This is a genomic window from Gammaproteobacteria bacterium (genome assembly GCA_013816845.1).
Taxonomy (GTDB): domain Bacteria; phylum Pseudomonadota; class Gammaproteobacteria; order DSM-16500; family DSM-16500; genus Aquicella.
Genome location: JACDDU010000001.1, coordinates 647911 through 664027, shown reverse-complemented (window position 1 = coordinate 664027; position 16117 = coordinate 647911). Strand labels below are relative to the sequence as shown.

Here is a 16117-nt window from a genome sequence, read left to right as displayed (position 1 = left end):
GAATTTAGTTTACAATGCACCCACTTTACATTAGAAAAGTGCCTCTTTTATTTTTAAGTCACAGGACTGTATTGGAATGCGTTTTATGAAAACTTTTATTAAGCTGCTGCTTGTAAGTATTTTCCCCCTATTATTACTTGCAGCATGTGCAACCCCCAACGAACCTTCGGAAAACTATAAAGGTGAAACCCAACAGCAAATTTACGAAAAGGGTCGTACGGCGCTCAAAGATAATAATTATAGTGAAGCAGTTAAACGCTTTGAAGCATTAGATGTTCAGTATCCATATGGACCGGAAACTGAATACGCTCAGCTTTACTTGATTTATGCTTATTACATGAAAGAAGATTATGCATTATCAATCGCAGCGGCTGATCGGTTTATTCGCTTACATCCAGCTAATCCACACGTTGATTACGCCTATTATATGCGCGGTATTGCTGATTATTATCAAAACTTAGGTATTCTCGAACGCGTTTTTGTGGTTGATCTTGCCACACGTGATTTAACCCAAATTCAAAAAGCTTATAATGACTTTAATGAATTAGTGAGAAGTTTCCCAAATAGTCGCTACACTCCTTCAGCGCATCAATATCTCATTTATTTGCGTAACGTTTTAGCAAACCATGACTTACAAGTTGCACAATACTATTACAATCGAAAAGCTTATTTAGCTGCTGCTAATCGTGCAAGTGAAGTGGTAGCTCATTATCAAGGCGCACCCGCAGTAGTTGATGCATTAGATTTAATGATTAAGTCTTATCATAAGTTGGGGTTAAGTAAACAAGAGCAAGATACTTTACTAGTAATGCAATATAATTATCCAAATCGCAAAGTGACAGTAAATTAATTTGAAGTGGGATTTGACTAAGCATTGATATTAATAGTCAAATCCCATTTTTTATATTAACATTTTCTTTTTTTATATTTCTATCCTTCAGACGATACCGCTTAAAACATTAATAATTTGGATAGGATAAAATTGAAATAACTTTCGATTCATTATCCCTTATAGCCATTTACTACAGGGTAACGTCGATCACGTCCAAATGCTTTGTAATTAATGCGGGGCCCGATGGCTGCTTGTCGGCGTTTATATTCGTTTTTACGAATCAAATTGACAACCTTATTGACCTCGCTTTCATTAAATCCTGCAGCAATAATTTCTGCGATACTTTTTTCATGGTTCAAGTAAAGCTTTAAGATTTCATCCAGAATTGGATAGGGTGGCAGGCTATCTTCGTCTCGTTGATTAAAAGCAAGTTCAGCTGTTGGCGGTCGCGTTATAATCCGCTCTGGGATTACGTCATTAAGTTGATTACGGAAATGCGTGAGTTGATAGACTAAAGTTTTTGGAATATCTTTTAAAACAGCAAAACCCCCGGCCATGTCACCATATAAAGTACAATATCCCACAGCAAGTTCGCTTCGATTTCCTGTGGATAAAACAAGGGAGCCAAATTTATTAGAAAAAGCCATTAAAATAATTGCGCGAATGCGCGCTTGGATATTTTCTTCCGTTGCATCTTTTGGATGATTTTGGAAATGGGTTGCAAGTGTAGCTAGAAATTGCTCGTAGGTGGGTTCAATTGAAATAGTTTGAGTTTCAATCCCTAAATTTTTTGCAAGTAGTAGTGCGTCTTGATTGCTGATCTCTGCAGTAAAACGAGATGGCATAAGAATACCACGTACACGATGAGGTCCCAATGCGTCAACGGCAATGGTGGTTGTTAGGGCTGAATCAATGCCGCCTGACAACCCAATCAAAACATCTTTGAAATTATTTTTTTCAACATAATCTTTAACGCCTAACACCAAGGCTTGATACACAGCCGCATCCATTGATAAATTTTTATCTATCGCGTCGTTATTTTGATGATGTAAGGTTGGCAGTGTGAAAGTGATGGGTAAAAGTGCTTCTTGAAAAAAAGAAGCGGATTCAAACAACGTGCCCGTTGCATCAATCGCCATGCTGCCGCCATCAAAAATTAATTCATCTTGTCCGCCCACTTGATTGGCATAAAGTATCGGAACTTTATTATCTTGTGCTCGGGCACGGATAGTTGCAAGCCGTCGTTGTGGTTTATTTAATTCAAAAGGTGAAGCGTTCGGAGAAAGAATAAGTCGAGCTCCGTTCTGGCATGCTTGTTTAACGGGTTCATTGACCCATAAGTCTTCACAAATGCATAAGCCAATGGGAATATTTTTTATTTCAACTATACAAAATTTTGAACCGGGAGAAAAATAGCGATATTCATCGAATATACTATAATTAGGTAAAACTTGCTTCTGGTAGACACCGAGAATTTGTCCATTGTAAAAAACTGTACATGCGTTAAATAATTTGTCTTTTATTTTTTGTGGATGTCCTACTACACAGTGAATACCTGTGATGGTTGCGAGAAGCTGACGAAGAGCATCTTCTGTTGCTTGTATGAAGGCGGGTCGAAATAATAAATCTTCAGGTGAATAACCCGTTAAGCTTAATTCAGAAAAAACGATTATGTCAGCATGCAATTCATCTCTTGCAGTAAGTGCTGCTTGTTCATGTTTTTTTAAATTATAATGAAGGTCACCAACTTTTAAGTTAAGTTGAGCAAGAACAATTTTTAGAGTGTCACTCATGGATTCAAATCTCTTTCTGTAATCAAATTTAAATAAACCGGGTGATCAATTAAAATAAACAAAGGCTCTTTGATATAATTTTTATTAAGTGTGAATAAGGCATATAATGAATGCTCTTTCTGAATTACGCTATCTACAATATTTCCAACTACAATAGCTTTTTCATTTACCACAGCATGTACAGGTATACCATGTTTTACCTCTGTACAATCTGGGATGACCGCTTGGTAAAGTTGCATTTTTAATTTTCCACGATAATGCATGCGAGCAATAATTTCTTGGCCTGTGTAGCAACCCTTGGAAAAACTAAGGGCAGTTAAATGTTGCAAATTAATTTCATGGGGTAAAAACTGACGACTTGTTTCTGGATAAATTGATGGAATGCATGCTTCAAGATTGAGTAAATGCCAATCCGTTTCTTTAATCTCAGTTTTTTCGCTGAACAATTTTTCTAATAAGGCTTGTTCTTGGCTAAGCGAGGATAGGTAGATAAAGCGATTGGAATCAATGGGTATCCGAATAAGATGAGGATGAACAAGTAAAAGATGACCGGAGACACCATAAATCATAAACTTATCAACAATTGTAATATCTGCAGCATAAAAAGCTGCGTATTTTTTTAAGGCTTGTATTGCAATCGGTGCCATGACTTTGGGTAATAATAAATAAAATTCATCACTTTCTTTAAAAATATAAAATAAAAAGATAACCCGGCCTTGTGGTGTACAGTGGGCACCAAAATGACCGTGATTATTTTCTAACTGCAGCACATCGCAAGTTAGCTGACCTTGCAGAAATCGACTGACCTCTTTCCCTTGAATACTTAGTGTCGTTAAAAAGTTTAAGCGTACGGTCGATTCTCGTTTTTTGTTATCGTCTTGTCGATTCATCCTCTCACCTGAAATGAAACAGTGTGGTGTCTATCATAAAGAAAATGGCTTCATTCTGCTATGGATGTTATTGCGCTTGGATAAAAGCCACGTTATCGTGGGGCTGCTTAAAGGGAGGAGGTGGAGATGCAAAAAAACTGTGCACTACTATTGATTGATTTACAAAATGATTTTTGCAAAGGCGGAAATCTTGCTGTTCCTCTGGCCGATGAAATTATCCCCCTTGCTAACCAGTTACAATCGAAGTTTGATGTGATCATTGCTACCCAAGATTGGCATCCAAGCGATCATTCAAGCTTTGTCATCAATAACCCCGGTTCCAAAATTGGGGACATTGTGAAACTCGAGGGATTGGACCAGATTATATGGCCTGTTCATTGCGTTCAACAATCGCGGGGGGCCGCACTCCATGCAGATTTAAATCAAAAAAAAATTAAATATATTGTTTATAAAGGAACAGATAGAACGCTAGATAGCTACAGCGCATTTTTTGACAATGCTCACCAACGTTCGACTGGGTTGGCTCATCTACTAAATGATCTCGGTATCCAAACAATTTACATGATGGGTCTCGCCACAGATTATTGCGTAAAATATTCAGCATTGGATGCAGTTCATTTAGGGTTTCATGTTGTACTGATTAGCGATGCTTGTCGAGGAGTAGAGTTAAATCCAGGTGACATCGAAAACGCCTTAAGAGAATTGCAATTAGCGGGTATTCAACTGATTAAAATGGCTGAGATTTAAAAATCAAATCAATATTTTCAAAACCAAGACAGTAATTCCAAAGGTTCATTAATGTAATAATCCGCTTGCCAAAGGTGTGGATCTTCGCCATCTAAATAACCGTACAAGGCAACAATCGCATGCGTTCCTGCAGCCTTCGATGCGGCAACATCAGTTGCCGCATCGCCCACATATAAACAATCTGGCGGGCTGATTTTCAATAAATGACAGGCATGCAGAATAGGCAGGGGATGAGGCTTAGCATGCGCCAAAGTATCACCACAAATGATACAAGCAGTTCGTTTGAAAATATCTAATGCTTTTAATAAGCGATGCGTATGATAAGTTAGTTTGTTGGTTACTATGCCCCAAGGAATTTGGTTTAATTCTAAGTGATTAATAACTTGTTCCATTTGCGGAAAAAAGCGTGTCCGTTCGGCAATATTTTGGTCGTATAAAGAAAGAAATTTTTCTCGCAATTTCATTATGTCCGGATCATTTTCGGCAAGCCCTAAAACGTGGCTCACCATTTTTTTGGCACCGCGTCCAACAAACGGTTTGATTTCATCAAGGCTAATTTCTGTTAAGCCAAATTCTTTTCTTAAAGCGTTTAGTGCAAAACATAAATCTGGGGCTGTATCTAATAAAGTCCCATCTAAATCAAATAAAATTGCTTTGGGGTTGGTATTCATTTAGAAATCACTCACTTTAAATTTTTTGTGGCATATCCTAAATAATTCACTGCTATATCATGGGTCAGTTTAAATTTACTCGTAAACGGATTATAGTGAATACCTTTTAATTCTTGCAATGTCATATCTGCTTTCCGTAAAAACTCACCTAGCTCACTGGGGCGAATGAATTTTGCGTAGTCATGGGTATTTTTAGGTAATAGTTTTAAAAAATATTCAGCACCAAGAATGGCAAAGATATAGGATTTTAAATTCCGGTTTAGGGTGGAAAAAAATAAATGCCCGGTAGGTTTTAATAATTTACTACAAGCTGCAATCATCGCTGCAGGATCTGGCACATGCTCTAATAATTCAAGGCATGTTACGACATCGAATTGACCTGCATGAGTTTCGGCAAAAAGGTCAGCATCAATTTGGAGGTACTTGACTGAACTTTTACTTTCAAATTGATGAAGTTTAGCCACTTCAATAACATCTCGACCCATATCAATACCGGTAACTTTAGCGCCAGCTGCGGCAAGTGCTTCTGATAAAATGCCGCCCCCGCAACCTACATCCACGATATCCAAATTAGAGACATTTATTTTTTCTAATATATAACCTAATCTTAGTGGGTTAATTTGATGTAAAGTCTTAAGGTCACCTTCTGGGTCCCACCAGCTTCTTGCCATCTGCGAAAATTTAGCAATTTCTACACCATCTGAATTTTGGGTCATTTCCGTCTCTCGTTCGTCTTATTGGCAAAAAATTCAATTTACTCAAAGATATGAATAAGTTTATCATTTACTTAATCACGTGCATCATAACTGAAAGGAAATTTGATATGAATCGAAAAACCGTTACGGTGTGCATGCTGATCACGAGTATAACATCAGCAACCAGCTATGGTCAGGCCACATCCACCGCGGGCGTTTATTCTCCTGATAACGGTGGGGTTAATAGTCAAACGCAAACTATCGTCACACAACCCACTACTATTAATCCTTCTGTGTCTGCAGGATCAACTGCTGTAACTGCGGGGTCGCCGATGGTTAATCCCTCCACGGTTGTCAATCAACCGATCGGAAATGTTCCAGCTATTTCCATAAACTCGCCACAGACTTCATTTTCCAACCCGATCCAAACAACAACGCCAACCGTCCCAACACGGGGTACAGTCATTGATCAGGGGGGGAATCTGAAGATGTTGGCCCCACCGGCTCCAATCAACCCCGTTCCTGGTCAACCTAATGCATTGCCTCAAACGCCCATCGGCGGACCTGCGTTGACAGGCTCTCCGGTTCAAACGCAAAACCAGGGAGGAGACCTAGGTGGAAAAGTTCCAAATATGACTCCCGCCGGCAACCAACCTTTTGTCCCGGCTTTACAGCAAGGGAACATGCAAAACAATCCTAATGTCGGGAACTATCAGGGCATACCGCAAACGGGCGGTGTTATCAACCAAGGTATTCCGCAAACAAGTGGTGTCATCAACCAAGGTATCCCGCAAACAGGCGGTATTGTAAACCAAGGCGTTCCCCAGACGAATGCCGTAAACCAAGGCGTTCCTCAAACAGGTTCTGGTATCAGTCAACCCCTCCCACGCAACGGCACTTTTATAAATCAGGGTGTTCCTCAAGCTAACACGGTGGTGAACCAAGGTATTCCTCAGACGGGGGGGGTAGTAAATCAAGGCATTCCTCAAACCGGCAATGTAATCAATCAAGGTATTCCATCTCAATCTGTGGTTAATCAGGGCGTACCTCGAAGTGGCCCAGTCGTGAATCAAGGTGTTCCCACAGGAGGTAGTCCCATGATCGGGGCTCCAACTATCCCAGGTACCTCCCCACCAACAAGCAATCTTAATCAACCTTCAATTATGCCCAATCGACCTACGGGTATTCAGAATCCATCTACAAATGGACAGGGTATCCCACCAACCCAAATCTTGAATAACAGTAATCAATCAAGAGCAGGATCACCTGCAATGAATAACCAACCCAACGCTGTTGCGCCCGCTCAAAATACGCAAGCGGGCCGGCCAACTTCATCCACGACGACAGCAGCGCCAGCACGCTAATTCATTCAGTTGTTTTTGGAGATAGATGATGTCAGAACCTCTCATTGTAGAAGCCACAAAATCTTCACCGAAAACAATTTATTTAAAAGACTATGAAATCCCTGCATATTTAATTGATGAAATACATTTGCAATTTGACTTGCAGGAAGACTTTACTTATGTAACTTCGCATATGCGGGTCCGTCATAATCGTCAAAGCCGTAATCTCTCTAAACAATTAGTTCTTAATGGAGAGGAGTTAATTTTAGAATCAATTAAGTTGGATGGTATTGATCTTACACCCCAACAATATGAAGTAAGTGATACGTATCTCATCGTTAAAAATGTCCCCGATAATTTTTCTTTAGACATCACCGTGAAAATTTTTCCACAAAAAAATACTGCATTAAGCGGTTTGTATCGATCACAAAATACTTACTGCACGCAATGTGAAGCTGAAGGATTTCGGCGCATCACTTATTTTATTGACCAGCCTGATATCTTAACGCGTTTTACGACCACCATTATTGCTGACCCTAAACAATTTCCTTACTTGCTTTCTAACGGTAATCCTATTGGCGAAGGCTTTACCGAAGAGCGACGTCATTGGGTTAAATGGGAAGATCCTTTTCGTAAACCATCTTATCTATTCGCTTTAGTCGCAGGTGATTTTGATGTAGTTTCTGATACTTTTATAACGCAGTCGGAACAAGAAATTGCTATAAAAGTTTATGTTGAGAAAGGCTATGCCGATCAAGTATCCCACGCTATTTTTTCTCTAAAAGAAGCAATGCGTTGGGATGAGAAAGTATATGGACGTGAATATGATTTAGATATTTATATGATTGTTGCCATTGGCGATTTCAACATGGGTGCGATGGAAAATAAAGGACTCAATATTTTCAACACGAAATATGTTTTGGCTAAACCTGAAACAGCAACTGATGAAGACTATATGCATATTACTTCAGTTGTAGGCCATGAATATTTTCATAACTGGTCAGGTAACAGAGTGACATGTCGGGATTGGTTTCAACTGAGCCTTAAAGAGGGGTTGACGATCTTCCGTGATCAAAGTTTTTCTGAAGATTTGTTCTCACCCGGCGTAATCAGAATTCAGGAAGTGAGAGCATTACGTGAAACGCAATTTTCAGAAGATGCAGGTCCCTTAGCTCATCCTGTTCGTCCCGACTCTTATATTGAAATCAATAATTTTTATACTTCAACAGTTTACAACAAGGGTGCTGAAGTGCATCGTATGTTGAAAGCGATTGTAGGGCCTGTTTATTTTCGTAAAGGAATGGATCTCTACTTCGCAAGACACGATGGTCAAGCAGTTACCATTGAAGATTACATTAAAACGATGGAAGATGTTTCAGGAATTGATTTAAACCAATTTCGTCTTTGGTACAGTCAAGCAGGCACTCCCCTCGTTACTATTGCAGATGATTATGACACTGCGCAGCAAGTTTATACGTTGACGATTAACCAATCCTGTCCTGCAACACCAGGTCAATCTGATAAAGAGCCCATGTTAATTCCAATTCGCATGAGTTTGTTTGATCATGCTGGCAAAGAAATTTTGTTAGACACGGGTGATGATCAAATAGAAGTAGAAAAAGTTTTAAAACTAAGTAAGGCATCGCAAAGTTTCCAATTTAAAAATGTTCCTTCTCGTCCCATTCCATCGTTACTAAGAAATTTCTCTGCCCCAGTTGTACTAAATTATCCTTATGCCGATGAAGATTTATTATTCCTTTTCAAATTTGATACGGATCCCTTTAATCGATACGAAGCAGGACAAAAATATATGCTTCGCGTCATGCAGAACTTAATTCGTGATGTACAACAGCAGAATGCTTTAGAGGTGCCGCGAGCTCTAATCGAAGCGATGCAGCAACTCATTCAAGAAAATAAAAAAGATTATTTTCTATTATCAGAAATGTTAACGCTACCTTCAGAAAAGTATATTGGTGAGCAAATGCAAACAGTGGATGTTGTTGCAATTCATCAAGTACGGGAATATGTTCTCAAAACGATTGCTGAACAATTACAAGATCAATTTCTTGCTACCTACAAAATGTTTCATAAAGAAGGTCAATCTGATTTTACACTGGAGGAAATGGGCAAGCGTCAATTTAAGAATCGATGTCTGGCTTATTTGGCATTACTTCCTGCGCATGCAGAGTTGGTCATGCAACAATTTACTGACGCTTTAGAAGTCAATATGACTGATACACAAGCTGCCTTAACGGCGCTGACCAGTATGCAATCACCCTTACGTGAGCAAGCTTTAGATCAGTTCTATGACACTTGGAAACATGATGCCTTGGTTGTAGATAAGTGGCTTGGTGTGCAGGCAGGAACAAAATTACCTAATGCGTTACAGCAAGTTAAGAAATTAACTCGGCATCCAGCTTTTGATATTAAAAATCCGAACAAAGTTTACGCTCTCATCGGAACATTTGGTTATCGTAATGCGATCCATTTTCATGCTGAAAACGGCGAAGGCTATGCCTTTTTACGCGATATCGTGCATCAATTAGACAAAATTAACCCTCAAGTCGCTGCTCGTATGGTTAAACCTTTGACTATGTGGAAACGATATGATAAAGATCGCCAGGTGTTAATGCGAAACCAACTCGAACTGCTACTTACTGATAAACCCTCATCGGATTTATATGAGTTGGTAACTAAAAGCTTAGAATTCTAATTAAAAATTAAACCAGCTTAAATAAGCTAATCAATGAGGTAGTTATGCCTAATTCAACTCGTATTGAATCGGATAGTATGGGAAATGTTTCGGTTCCCGCCGATGTTTATTGGGGCGCACAAACGCAACGTTCGCTTGAGCATTTCGCAATCGGTCATGATGTTATGCCGACAGAACTTATTTGGGCATTTGGTATACTAAAAAAGGCTGCAGCTTTGACCAATCAAGAATTGGGTGTTTTGGCGCAAGATAAAGCGAAGCTTATCAGCGGTGTTGCAGATGAAATTATTGCAGGTCAGTTAAATGCTCACTTCCCCTTGCATGTTTGGCAGACTGGCAGTGGCACGCAAACCAACATGAATGTTAATGAGGTTATTAGTAATCGTGCAACAGAATCTGTTACAGGGAAAATTGATACTAAAAAAGTTTTGCATCCCAATGATCATGTTAATCTCTCCCAATCTTCAAATGATACTTTTCCAACAGCAATGCATATCGCGGCAGCCTTTACGATCATTCATCAGCTTTTACCGGCCGTAAAAGAATTACGCGATGGATTAGCAGACAAACAAAAACAATTTGCTCATATCATTAAAACCGGACGCACGCATTTACAAGATGCTGTTCCTTTAACATTGGGTCAGGAATTTTCTGGCTATGTTGCTCAATTAGATGCAGCTATTAAAAATATAAATTCAACGCTTCCCGGTTTGTATGAGCTCGCTCTCGGTGGAACTGCGGTTGGAACCGGGCTCAATGCTCCGGCGAATTTTGCAGAAAAAGTAGCTGAAAAAATAGCCGCTTTAACTGAATTACCTTTTGTTACGGCGCCGAATAAATTCGCAAGTCTTGCGGCGCATGACGCAATGGTTTTTTCGCACGGTGCAATAAAAACACTTGCTTGTGCACTGATGAAAATTGCCAATGACATTCGATGGCTTGGTTCAGGTCCACGCGCAGGTCTTGGCGAATTGACACTCCCTGCAAATGAACCTGGTTCCTCCATCATGCCAGGAAAAGTTAATCCTACCCAGGCAGAAGCACTCACAATGGTTTGTGTGCAAGTGATGGGTCACGATGCAGCCATTGGTTTTGCTGATTCACAAGGTAATTTTGAACTGAATGTATTTAAGCCCGTGATTGTGCACGACTTTATGAATTCAGTACGGTTGCTTACCGATTCATGCCGAATGTTTAATAAATATTGTATTCAAGGGTTGGAAGCTAACACTAAAGCCATTGAACAATCTCTGAGGAATTCACTGATGCTGGTTACAGCGCTGGCCCCCAAAATTGGCTATGATAAAGCAGCTGAAATTGCTCATAAAGCTTGGCATGAAGGTACGACCTTATTGGAATCCTGCCTTGAATTAGGTTATTTGAATGAAAAGGAATTTAAAGACTTAGTTAAACCCGAAACGATGCTGGGGCCGAAGTAAATTGCAACGCTAACGTAGCGCCGGAATTAATCCCACTAAGCCGTTGGCAATCATGCCAACGGCAATAGCCATAATAATCATTCCCATAATCCGCGTGATGACCTTCATCACGGATTCGCCAAGCATTCGCGCAATGATATTACCGTAAAATAAAATTGCCATCATGATTGATGCGAGAAGAATGCAAAGAATCGAAAGCCAAGCTTTGTGAAAGAGATTGGGGTAATCATTTGAGGCAATCACAAGCGTGCTAATTGCGCCGGGTCCCATAATGATGGGCAGAGCTAAAGGGACAATTGCGACTGACGTCCGCTCGTAAGCCGCAGCATCATCTTCGGGGGTATAATTGAGGGGGCTTTCCCGCGATTGCAGCATTGATAACCCTGTTAAAAATAAAATGGTGCCCCCCGCGAAGCGGAAGGATGCAATGGTGATGCCCATTAATTCTAATAGTTGCCCGCCGATCCAAATGGCAATGACCATAATAATGGTTATTGCCAGCCCGCACTTTATGGCAGTTTTCCGTTGATGAAGGGAAGGGAATTGACTGGTCAATTGAAGAAAGATGGAAAGTGAACCAAGAGGGTTCATCATGATAATCATAGCGACCATAAATTTAACTGTATCAGCATACGTCATGGATGAACTTTCCTCTTTTTTACCTTCCATGATAGCGAACGTATCCTGGAATTGCTAGGATATACGATTTTGGACAGCCGAGAGCATCATGAAGAGAGTATTTAATTTCGGGGCAGGACCAGCAATGTTGCCAAATGAAGTGCTGGAGCAAGCGCAGTCAGAAATGCTGGATTGGCATGGCACGGGTATGTCCATTATGGAAATTGGCCATCGGGGACATGAATTTAAGGAAATTGCCGAACAAAGTGAAGCAGATTTGCGCGAATTAATGAATATTCCTGCGAATTATAAAGTGTTGTTTTTAGGAGGCGGGGCCTCCACCCAATTTGCCATGGTTCCTTTAAATCTCCTTCGCTCCAAAAACCAAGCCGATTATACCGATACAGGGGTTTGGTCGAAAAAGGCAATAGCTGAAGCTGCCCGATATGGCGAAGTTAACATTGCTGCGAAGACAATCAAGCAAGATGGCTTACTTGCAATTCCCGCCATGGAAAATTGGTCTCTAAATCCAGAGGCAGCCTATGTTCACTACACCCCAAATGAAACGATTGATGGCGTGGAATTTCAATTTATTCCGGACACTCGCGGCGTACCACTTGTAGCTGATATGACTTCGATGATTTTATCGAGACCGATTAATGTAACCGACTACGGCATCATTTACGCTGGAGCTCAAAAGAATATAAGTCAAGCTGGACTGACGGTTGTTATTATTAACGAAAAGTTAATTCAAGATCCCAGGGCATACACCCCTTCTCTTTATAATTATAAATTACAGTCCGAACATCACTCCCTCTACAACACGCCGCCAACTTATGCCTGGTATATGGCAGGTTTAATGTTTGCATGGATGAAATCCAAAGGTGGCGTTGAAGCCTTTTATAAAATAAACAAACGTAAAGCAGAAAAACTTTATAGTTTGATTGACCGAATGCCTGAATTTTATGATTGCCGAGTCCATCCTTCGTGTCGGTCAATGATGAACGTTATGTTTTATCTACGCGATGAATCGTTGACTGATAAATTTTTAGAAGAAGCAAGTAAACTGTCTTTATTTAATTTGAAAGGACATCGCGTCAGTGGAGGCGTGCGTGCAAGCATTTACAATGCCATGCCTGAAGAAGCCATTGATTTGCTCGTCGATTTTATGATTGACTTTGCAAGCAAAAATGGGTAAAAAAGATTTCATTTCAGTTTTATCCATTATTTAAATTTCATCAATGTCATTTGCAAATAAAAACGGCCTAACCTTGGTTGAAGTGTTAGTAAGCTTAATATTGCTTACTTTCATTTTTATTGGGACAGATGTAATGCAACTTATTTCTTTACGCATTGCAAAGCATTCTTTTTTTATTTTTGTCGCAAGACAAGAATTAATGTCTATTGTCGATCAAGCACAAATTTGTAAATTAGCTTGCAGCAAATCAATTCAACACTGGCAAAACGAAGTTAAATTGGCGCTTCCTCACGGCGAGGGAGAGGTTAAAGGAGTTTATCCTAACTATATTTTTACAGTTAAATGGGGAAATCCAACAGAAAGTATATGCAAGATCAACCATCAAAAAGCACAAGGTTGCCTTCAAGTTTCACTAAAATAATAGCTACAGCTGGATTTACTTTAATCGAGACGATGGTCGCACTCACTGTCAGTTTGCTTATCTATTCAATCTTAATGGAAATTTATGTCCATACGCTCAAAAGTTATCGTTTACAAATAGCCTATCATCAGTTGCAAATTAATGCAGAGCAGGCAGTGTCAATTTTAATGAGTGCGATAAAAAAATCAGGTTATATTGGCTGTGCAAAGCTAACAAAAAACTTCCCCCTTGCAAATCAAGCATCATCTACTTTCAATTTTGAAAATCAATTAGTCCTAACCCCTCATTCGCTAACCGTTAGTTACATGCAACATAAAACAGCGACGTTGATACATGGTGTTGAAGGTGGAAAAACGTTGACAATAGATCACGGTATATCAATTAAACCACGCGATATTTTAATTATCTCTGATTGCGAATCAGCTAACATTTTTACCGTTAAAAACGTTAGCAAATTTAAATTTAAGCAAATTATTTATTTAAATACACCGTTAATCTATCCCTTTAAAGCTGGCGCACAAATTAGTCATTTGGTAAAAGAACGCTATTTGCTTAAAAAAGTTTCTGCACCAAACCAATATCAAAGAAAATTTGCACTTTTTAGAGAGAATTTAATTCATAAAAGACAGCATGAACTTGTTGGTGGTATTGATCAAATTGATTTCGATCCTGATTTGAATTTAAAAACACAGCTAATTCAAGGTGTCATGATCGAATTGACGTTTTCTGAATTCTTTAAAAAAAAGGTTAAACGTTATGTAGCGATTGATCGTGTTTTATAAGCATAAAGAGCAAGGATTTATTCTTTATTTAACTTTATTTTTTTTAGTTATTTTTTCTACACTTAGTGTGCGTGTCTATCAATCAAGCTATAGTTTGGTTAAAACAAATATTCAAGAATTGTTGAGCGACAAAATTAAATTGGAGTCTCAATCGCTGCTTCGGCAAATCGGAAGTCATATCCAGAGCTTTCAGCAAAATTGCTCATTTTCTTTAATGACAGATAAGGCTTTAAGTGAAACCAGTATTCATTTCTGGAAACAATTGCGTTGCAATAAAAGTAGAGCTAATTTTAATTATTATTTTTTTATTGAAAACCTTGGTATCAATGATTGTGCGACAATTAATAATTTAGCCACACAATACTATCGCTTAAATTTAATGATTGTTGCAAAAGGCTTGTTAAAAACCAACCAGCTTTTTCAAGCGACATTTGCTGTTAAAAGCCCAGTTGTATCACAGTGTAAGAAAAATATTGATACGCTAGATGAAGGACTTCAATCGCTAAAAACAATTGATTGGGAAGGCGAATAATAGCTTGATTATTTTTATTTACCAAAATAGAGTAGGCGTTTAAAAGTGGCTTGATCATCAAGGATAGTCTAATGAGTGATTTGAAAAATAAAGTAATATTTATAACCGGTGGTAGTCGTGGGATTGGTCGAGAAATTGCTCTACGTTGTGCACGAGATGGCGCTAAAATTGTTGTAGCTGCCAAAACTGCAGAGCCGCATCCCACTTTAGAGGGCACAATTTATACGGTGGCAAAAGAGATTGAAGAGGCGGGTGGTGCTGCGCTGCCTTTAATTGTCGATGTCCGCTCTGAAGAAAACGTTGCAGATGCAATCAATAAAACGATTGAAACTTATGGCGGTATCGATATTTTAGTCAATAATGCTAGTGCTATAAATATGAGTTCGACTTCAGATATTCCCATGAAGCGATTCGATCTTATTTTTTCTGTGAACGTTCGCGCCACATTCATGTGTTCGAAACTTTGTGCGCCGCATCTTAAAAAATCCTCTAACCCGCATATCCTCAATTTGTCTCCACCCCTTAATATGAATCCTAAATGGTTTAAAAAACACGTAGCCTATACTATGTCAAAATATGGAATGAGTATGTGCACATTAGGAATGGCAGAAGAATTCAAATCCGATGGAATTGCCGTCAATTCTTTATGGCCAAAAACAATAATCGCAACTGCTGCAATTGCAAATAATTTTCCAAAAATTGTTTATCATGCCAGCCGCAAGCCAGCAATAGTCGCAGATGCTGCGCACGCAATCTTAACAAGTAACAGTCGTAAAGTTACCGGAAATTTTTTCATCGATGAAGAAGTGTTAAAGGAACATGGCGTCACTAACTTTAAACAATACGCGATGCATTCCTTAGTGCCACTTTACCCAGATATTTTTATCGATTAGCAAAAGCGTGGGATGCGTTGCACGTTTTCTCCTTTACGCTGCGCATCCCTTGGTTACGATTGATTTTTGTTAGCACATTGGTAAGTTTAAAGGACAATCACGACAATCCATGCTTCACCAAACTTTCACTCACTTAAGATGCTAAAAATACCCTAATGATTATGAATTTTCATTTCCTGACTTATAAACACAGCTAACTACCACATCATCTTTTCCATTCACATTACCAATTGTCAGTGTGCCTTGAGGATCAGCCAATTCCCCTTGCAATGTTGTATTGATTTTTAATTGTGCGGGGAGATGGCTTTCGTGTCGAATTTTGGTATAAGTCCAACTTAATACTGCTTGGTTTGTTATACGTATTCCATTTTCAAAACATTCAATAATTTGGTTGGGTTCAATACGATAATCGGCATTGAATTTTTTTCCACTTTGAATCACTTCATAATTGAAAGGGACATGAGCGTTACGCACGGTTACAGCATTAGAATTTAAACTAATAGACGTAAGTAAGGTCATTAATAAGATTTGGCTTATTTGCATTATTTTC

The 16117-nt window shown here is 39.1% G+C and carries 16 protein-coding genes; 10 read left to right on the top strand and 6 right to left on the bottom strand.

Going from position 1 to position 16117, the window contains the following annotated elements; genetic code table 11:
• Positions 1 to 85: 85 nt before the first annotated feature.
• Positions 86 to 850 carry an outer membrane protein assembly factor BamD gene (locus tag H0W64_03055; GenBank protein ID MBA3660681.1) on the top strand — a complete coding sequence of 255 codons (765 nt, stop codon included), beginning with the start codon at positions 86 to 88 and terminating at the stop codon, positions 848 to 850.
• Positions 851 to 1002: 152 nt separating this feature from the next.
• Here H0W64_03055 and H0W64_03050 read toward each other — a convergent pair whose 3' ends face one another.
• Both H0W64_03050 and H0W64_03045 read right to left on the bottom strand, forming a co-directional pair.
• Entirely contained in the window at positions 1003 to 2625 is a 1623-nt protein-coding gene (locus H0W64_03050) for an NAD+ synthase (protein MBA3660680.1), read from the bottom strand.
• Positions 2622 to 3515 (bottom strand): folate-binding protein YgfZ, encoded by an 894-nt coding sequence (locus H0W64_03045; protein ID MBA3660679.1) that lies wholly within the window; start codon positions 3513 to 3515, stop codon positions 2622 to 2624. The genes H0W64_03050 and H0W64_03045 overlap by 4 nt, the downstream gene beginning before the upstream one ends.
• Positions 3516 to 3641: 126 nt before the next feature.
• Between H0W64_03045 and pncA the strand changes: the two genes are divergently transcribed.
• Positions 3642 to 4262, top strand: coding sequence for a bifunctional nicotinamidase/pyrazinamidase (gene pncA / locus H0W64_03040; protein ID MBA3660678.1), 621 nt, complete (start codon positions 3642 to 3644; stop codon positions 4260 to 4262).
• 17 nt (positions 4263 to 4279) lie between these two features.
• Here pncA and gph read toward each other — a convergent pair whose 3' ends face one another.
• Together gph and ubiG are read right to left on the bottom strand one after the other, a co-directional pair.
• Positions 4280 to 4933 carry a phosphoglycolate phosphatase gene (gene gph, locus H0W64_03035; protein MBA3660677.1) on the bottom strand — a complete coding sequence of 218 codons (654 nt, stop codon included), beginning with the start codon at positions 4931 to 4933 and terminating at the stop codon, positions 4280 to 4282.
• 11 nt (positions 4934 to 4944) lie between these two features.
• Positions 4945 to 5649, bottom strand: coding sequence for a bifunctional 2-polyprenyl-6-hydroxyphenol methylase/3-demethylubiquinol 3-O-methyltransferase UbiG (ubiG, locus tag H0W64_03030; protein ID MBA3660676.1), 705 nt, complete (start codon positions 5647 to 5649; stop codon positions 4945 to 4947).
• Positions 5650 to 5756: 107 nt separating this feature from the next.
• Here ubiG and H0W64_03025 point away from each other — a divergent pair, with 107 nt between their 5' ends.
• Genes H0W64_03025 through fumC form a run of 3 tightly spaced genes read left to right on the top strand, consistent with a single transcriptional unit; the run spans position 5757 to position 11123 of the window.
• Entirely contained in the window at positions 5757 to 6992 is a 1236-nt protein-coding gene (locus H0W64_03025) for a hypothetical protein (protein ID MBA3660675.1), read from the top strand.
• A 28-nt stretch (positions 6993 to 7020) separates the two neighbouring features.
• Positions 7021 to 9684: an aminopeptidase N gene (gene pepN, locus H0W64_03020; GenBank protein ID MBA3660674.1), complete on the top strand. Its 2664-nt coding sequence runs from the start codon at positions 7021 to 7023 to the stop codon at positions 9682 to 9684.
• A 44-nt stretch (positions 9685 to 9728) separates the two neighbouring features.
• Positions 9729 to 11123: a class II fumarate hydratase gene (gene fumC, locus H0W64_03015; protein ID MBA3660673.1), complete on the top strand. Its 1395-nt coding sequence runs from the start codon at positions 9729 to 9731 to the stop codon at positions 11121 to 11123.
• Positions 11124 to 11132: 9 nt separating this feature from the next.
• Here fumC and H0W64_03010 read toward each other — a convergent pair whose 3' ends face one another.
• Positions 11133 to 11762, bottom strand: coding sequence for an NAAT family transporter (locus tag H0W64_03010; protein ID MBA3660672.1), 630 nt, complete (start codon positions 11760 to 11762; stop codon positions 11133 to 11135).
• An 88-nt stretch (positions 11763 to 11850) separates the two neighbouring features.
• On the opposite strand from H0W64_03010, the gene serC reads away from it, so the two are divergent.
• The 5 genes from serC to H0W64_02985 all read left to right on the top strand — a co-directional run bounded on the left by serC (position 11851) and on the right by H0W64_02985 (position 15567).
• On the top strand, positions 11851 to 12939 hold the full coding sequence (gene serC / locus H0W64_03005; protein MBA3660671.1) for a 3-phosphoserine/phosphohydroxythreonine transaminase: 1089 nt from the start codon (positions 11851 to 11853) through the stop codon (positions 12937 to 12939).
• Positions 12940 to 12982: 43 nt separating this feature from the next.
• The gene (locus H0W64_03000) at positions 12983 to 13360 is read left to right on the top strand and encodes a prepilin-type N-terminal cleavage/methylation domain-containing protein (GenBank protein ID MBA3660670.1); all 378 of its coding nucleotides are present in this window, start codon (positions 12983 to 12985) and stop codon (positions 13358 to 13360) included.
• The gene (locus tag H0W64_02995; protein MBA3660669.1) at positions 13306 to 14142 is read left to right on the top strand and encodes a prepilin-type N-terminal cleavage/methylation domain-containing protein; all 837 of its coding nucleotides are present in this window, start codon (positions 13306 to 13308) and stop codon (positions 14140 to 14142) included. Before H0W64_03000 ends, H0W64_02995 begins: the two co-directional genes overlap by 55 nt.
• On the top strand, positions 14132 to 14674 hold the full coding sequence (locus H0W64_02990; GenBank protein MBA3660668.1) for a hypothetical protein: 543 nt from the start codon (positions 14132 to 14134) through the stop codon (positions 14672 to 14674). Before H0W64_02995 ends, H0W64_02990 begins: the two co-directional genes overlap by 11 nt.
• Before the next feature lie 71 nt (positions 14675 to 14745).
• Positions 14746 to 15567 carry an NAD(P)-dependent oxidoreductase gene (locus H0W64_02985; protein ID MBA3660667.1) on the top strand — a complete coding sequence of 274 codons (822 nt, stop codon included), beginning with the start codon at positions 14746 to 14748 and terminating at the stop codon, positions 15565 to 15567.
• 159 nt (positions 15568 to 15726) lie between these two features.
• Here H0W64_02985 and H0W64_02980 read toward each other — a convergent pair whose 3' ends face one another.
• Positions 15727 to 16110 (bottom strand): hypothetical protein, encoded by a 384-nt coding sequence (locus H0W64_02980; protein MBA3660666.1) that lies wholly within the window; start codon positions 16108 to 16110, stop codon positions 15727 to 15729.
• Positions 16111 to 16117: the final 7 nt, after the last annotated feature.

Bases quoted from the DNA above. Each gene is read 5' to 3' on its own strand.
- H0W64_03055 (MBA3660681.1), top strand. From the start codon at position 86: ATGAAAACTTTTATTAAGCTGCTGCTTGTAAGTATTTTCCCCCTATTA.
- H0W64_03050 (MBA3660680.1), bottom strand. From the start codon at position 2,625: ATGAGTGACACTCTAAAAATTGTTCTTGCTCAACTTAACTTAAAAGTT.
- H0W64_03045 (MBA3660679.1), bottom strand. From the start codon at position 3,515: ATGAATCGACAAGACGATAACAAAAAACGAGAATCGACCGTACGCTTA.
- pncA (MBA3660678.1), top strand. From the start codon at position 3,642: ATGCAAAAAAACTGTGCACTACTATTGATTGATTTACAAAATGATTTT.
- gph (MBA3660677.1), bottom strand. From the start codon at position 4,933: ATGAATACCAACCCCAAAGCAATTTTATTTGATTTAGATGGGACTTTA.
- ubiG (MBA3660676.1), bottom strand. From the start codon at position 5,649: ATGACCCAAAATTCAGATGGTGTAGAAATTGCTAAATTTTCGCAGATG.
- H0W64_03025 (MBA3660675.1), top strand. From the start codon at position 5,757: ATGAATCGAAAAACCGTTACGGTGTGCATGCTGATCACGAGTATAACA.
- pepN (MBA3660674.1), top strand. From the start codon at position 7,021: ATGTCAGAACCTCTCATTGTAGAAGCCACAAAATCTTCACCGAAAACA.
- fumC (MBA3660673.1), top strand. From the start codon at position 9,729: ATGCCTAATTCAACTCGTATTGAATCGGATAGTATGGGAAATGTTTCG.
- H0W64_03010 (MBA3660672.1), bottom strand. From the start codon at position 11,762: ATGACGTATGCTGATACAGTTAAATTTATGGTCGCTATGATTATCATG.
- serC (MBA3660671.1), top strand. From the start codon at position 11,851: ATGAAGAGAGTATTTAATTTCGGGGCAGGACCAGCAATGTTGCCAAAT.
- H0W64_03000 (MBA3660670.1), top strand. From the start codon at position 12,983: ATGTCATTTGCAAATAAAAACGGCCTAACCTTGGTTGAAGTGTTAGTA.
- H0W64_02995 (MBA3660669.1), top strand. From the start codon at position 13,306: ATGCAAGATCAACCATCAAAAAGCACAAGGTTGCCTTCAAGTTTCACT.
- H0W64_02985 (MBA3660667.1), top strand. From the start codon at position 14,746: ATGAGTGATTTGAAAAATAAAGTAATATTTATAACCGGTGGTAGTCGT.
- H0W64_02980 (MBA3660666.1), bottom strand. From the start codon at position 16,110: ATGCAAATAAGCCAAATCTTATTAATGACCTTACTTACGTCTATTAGT.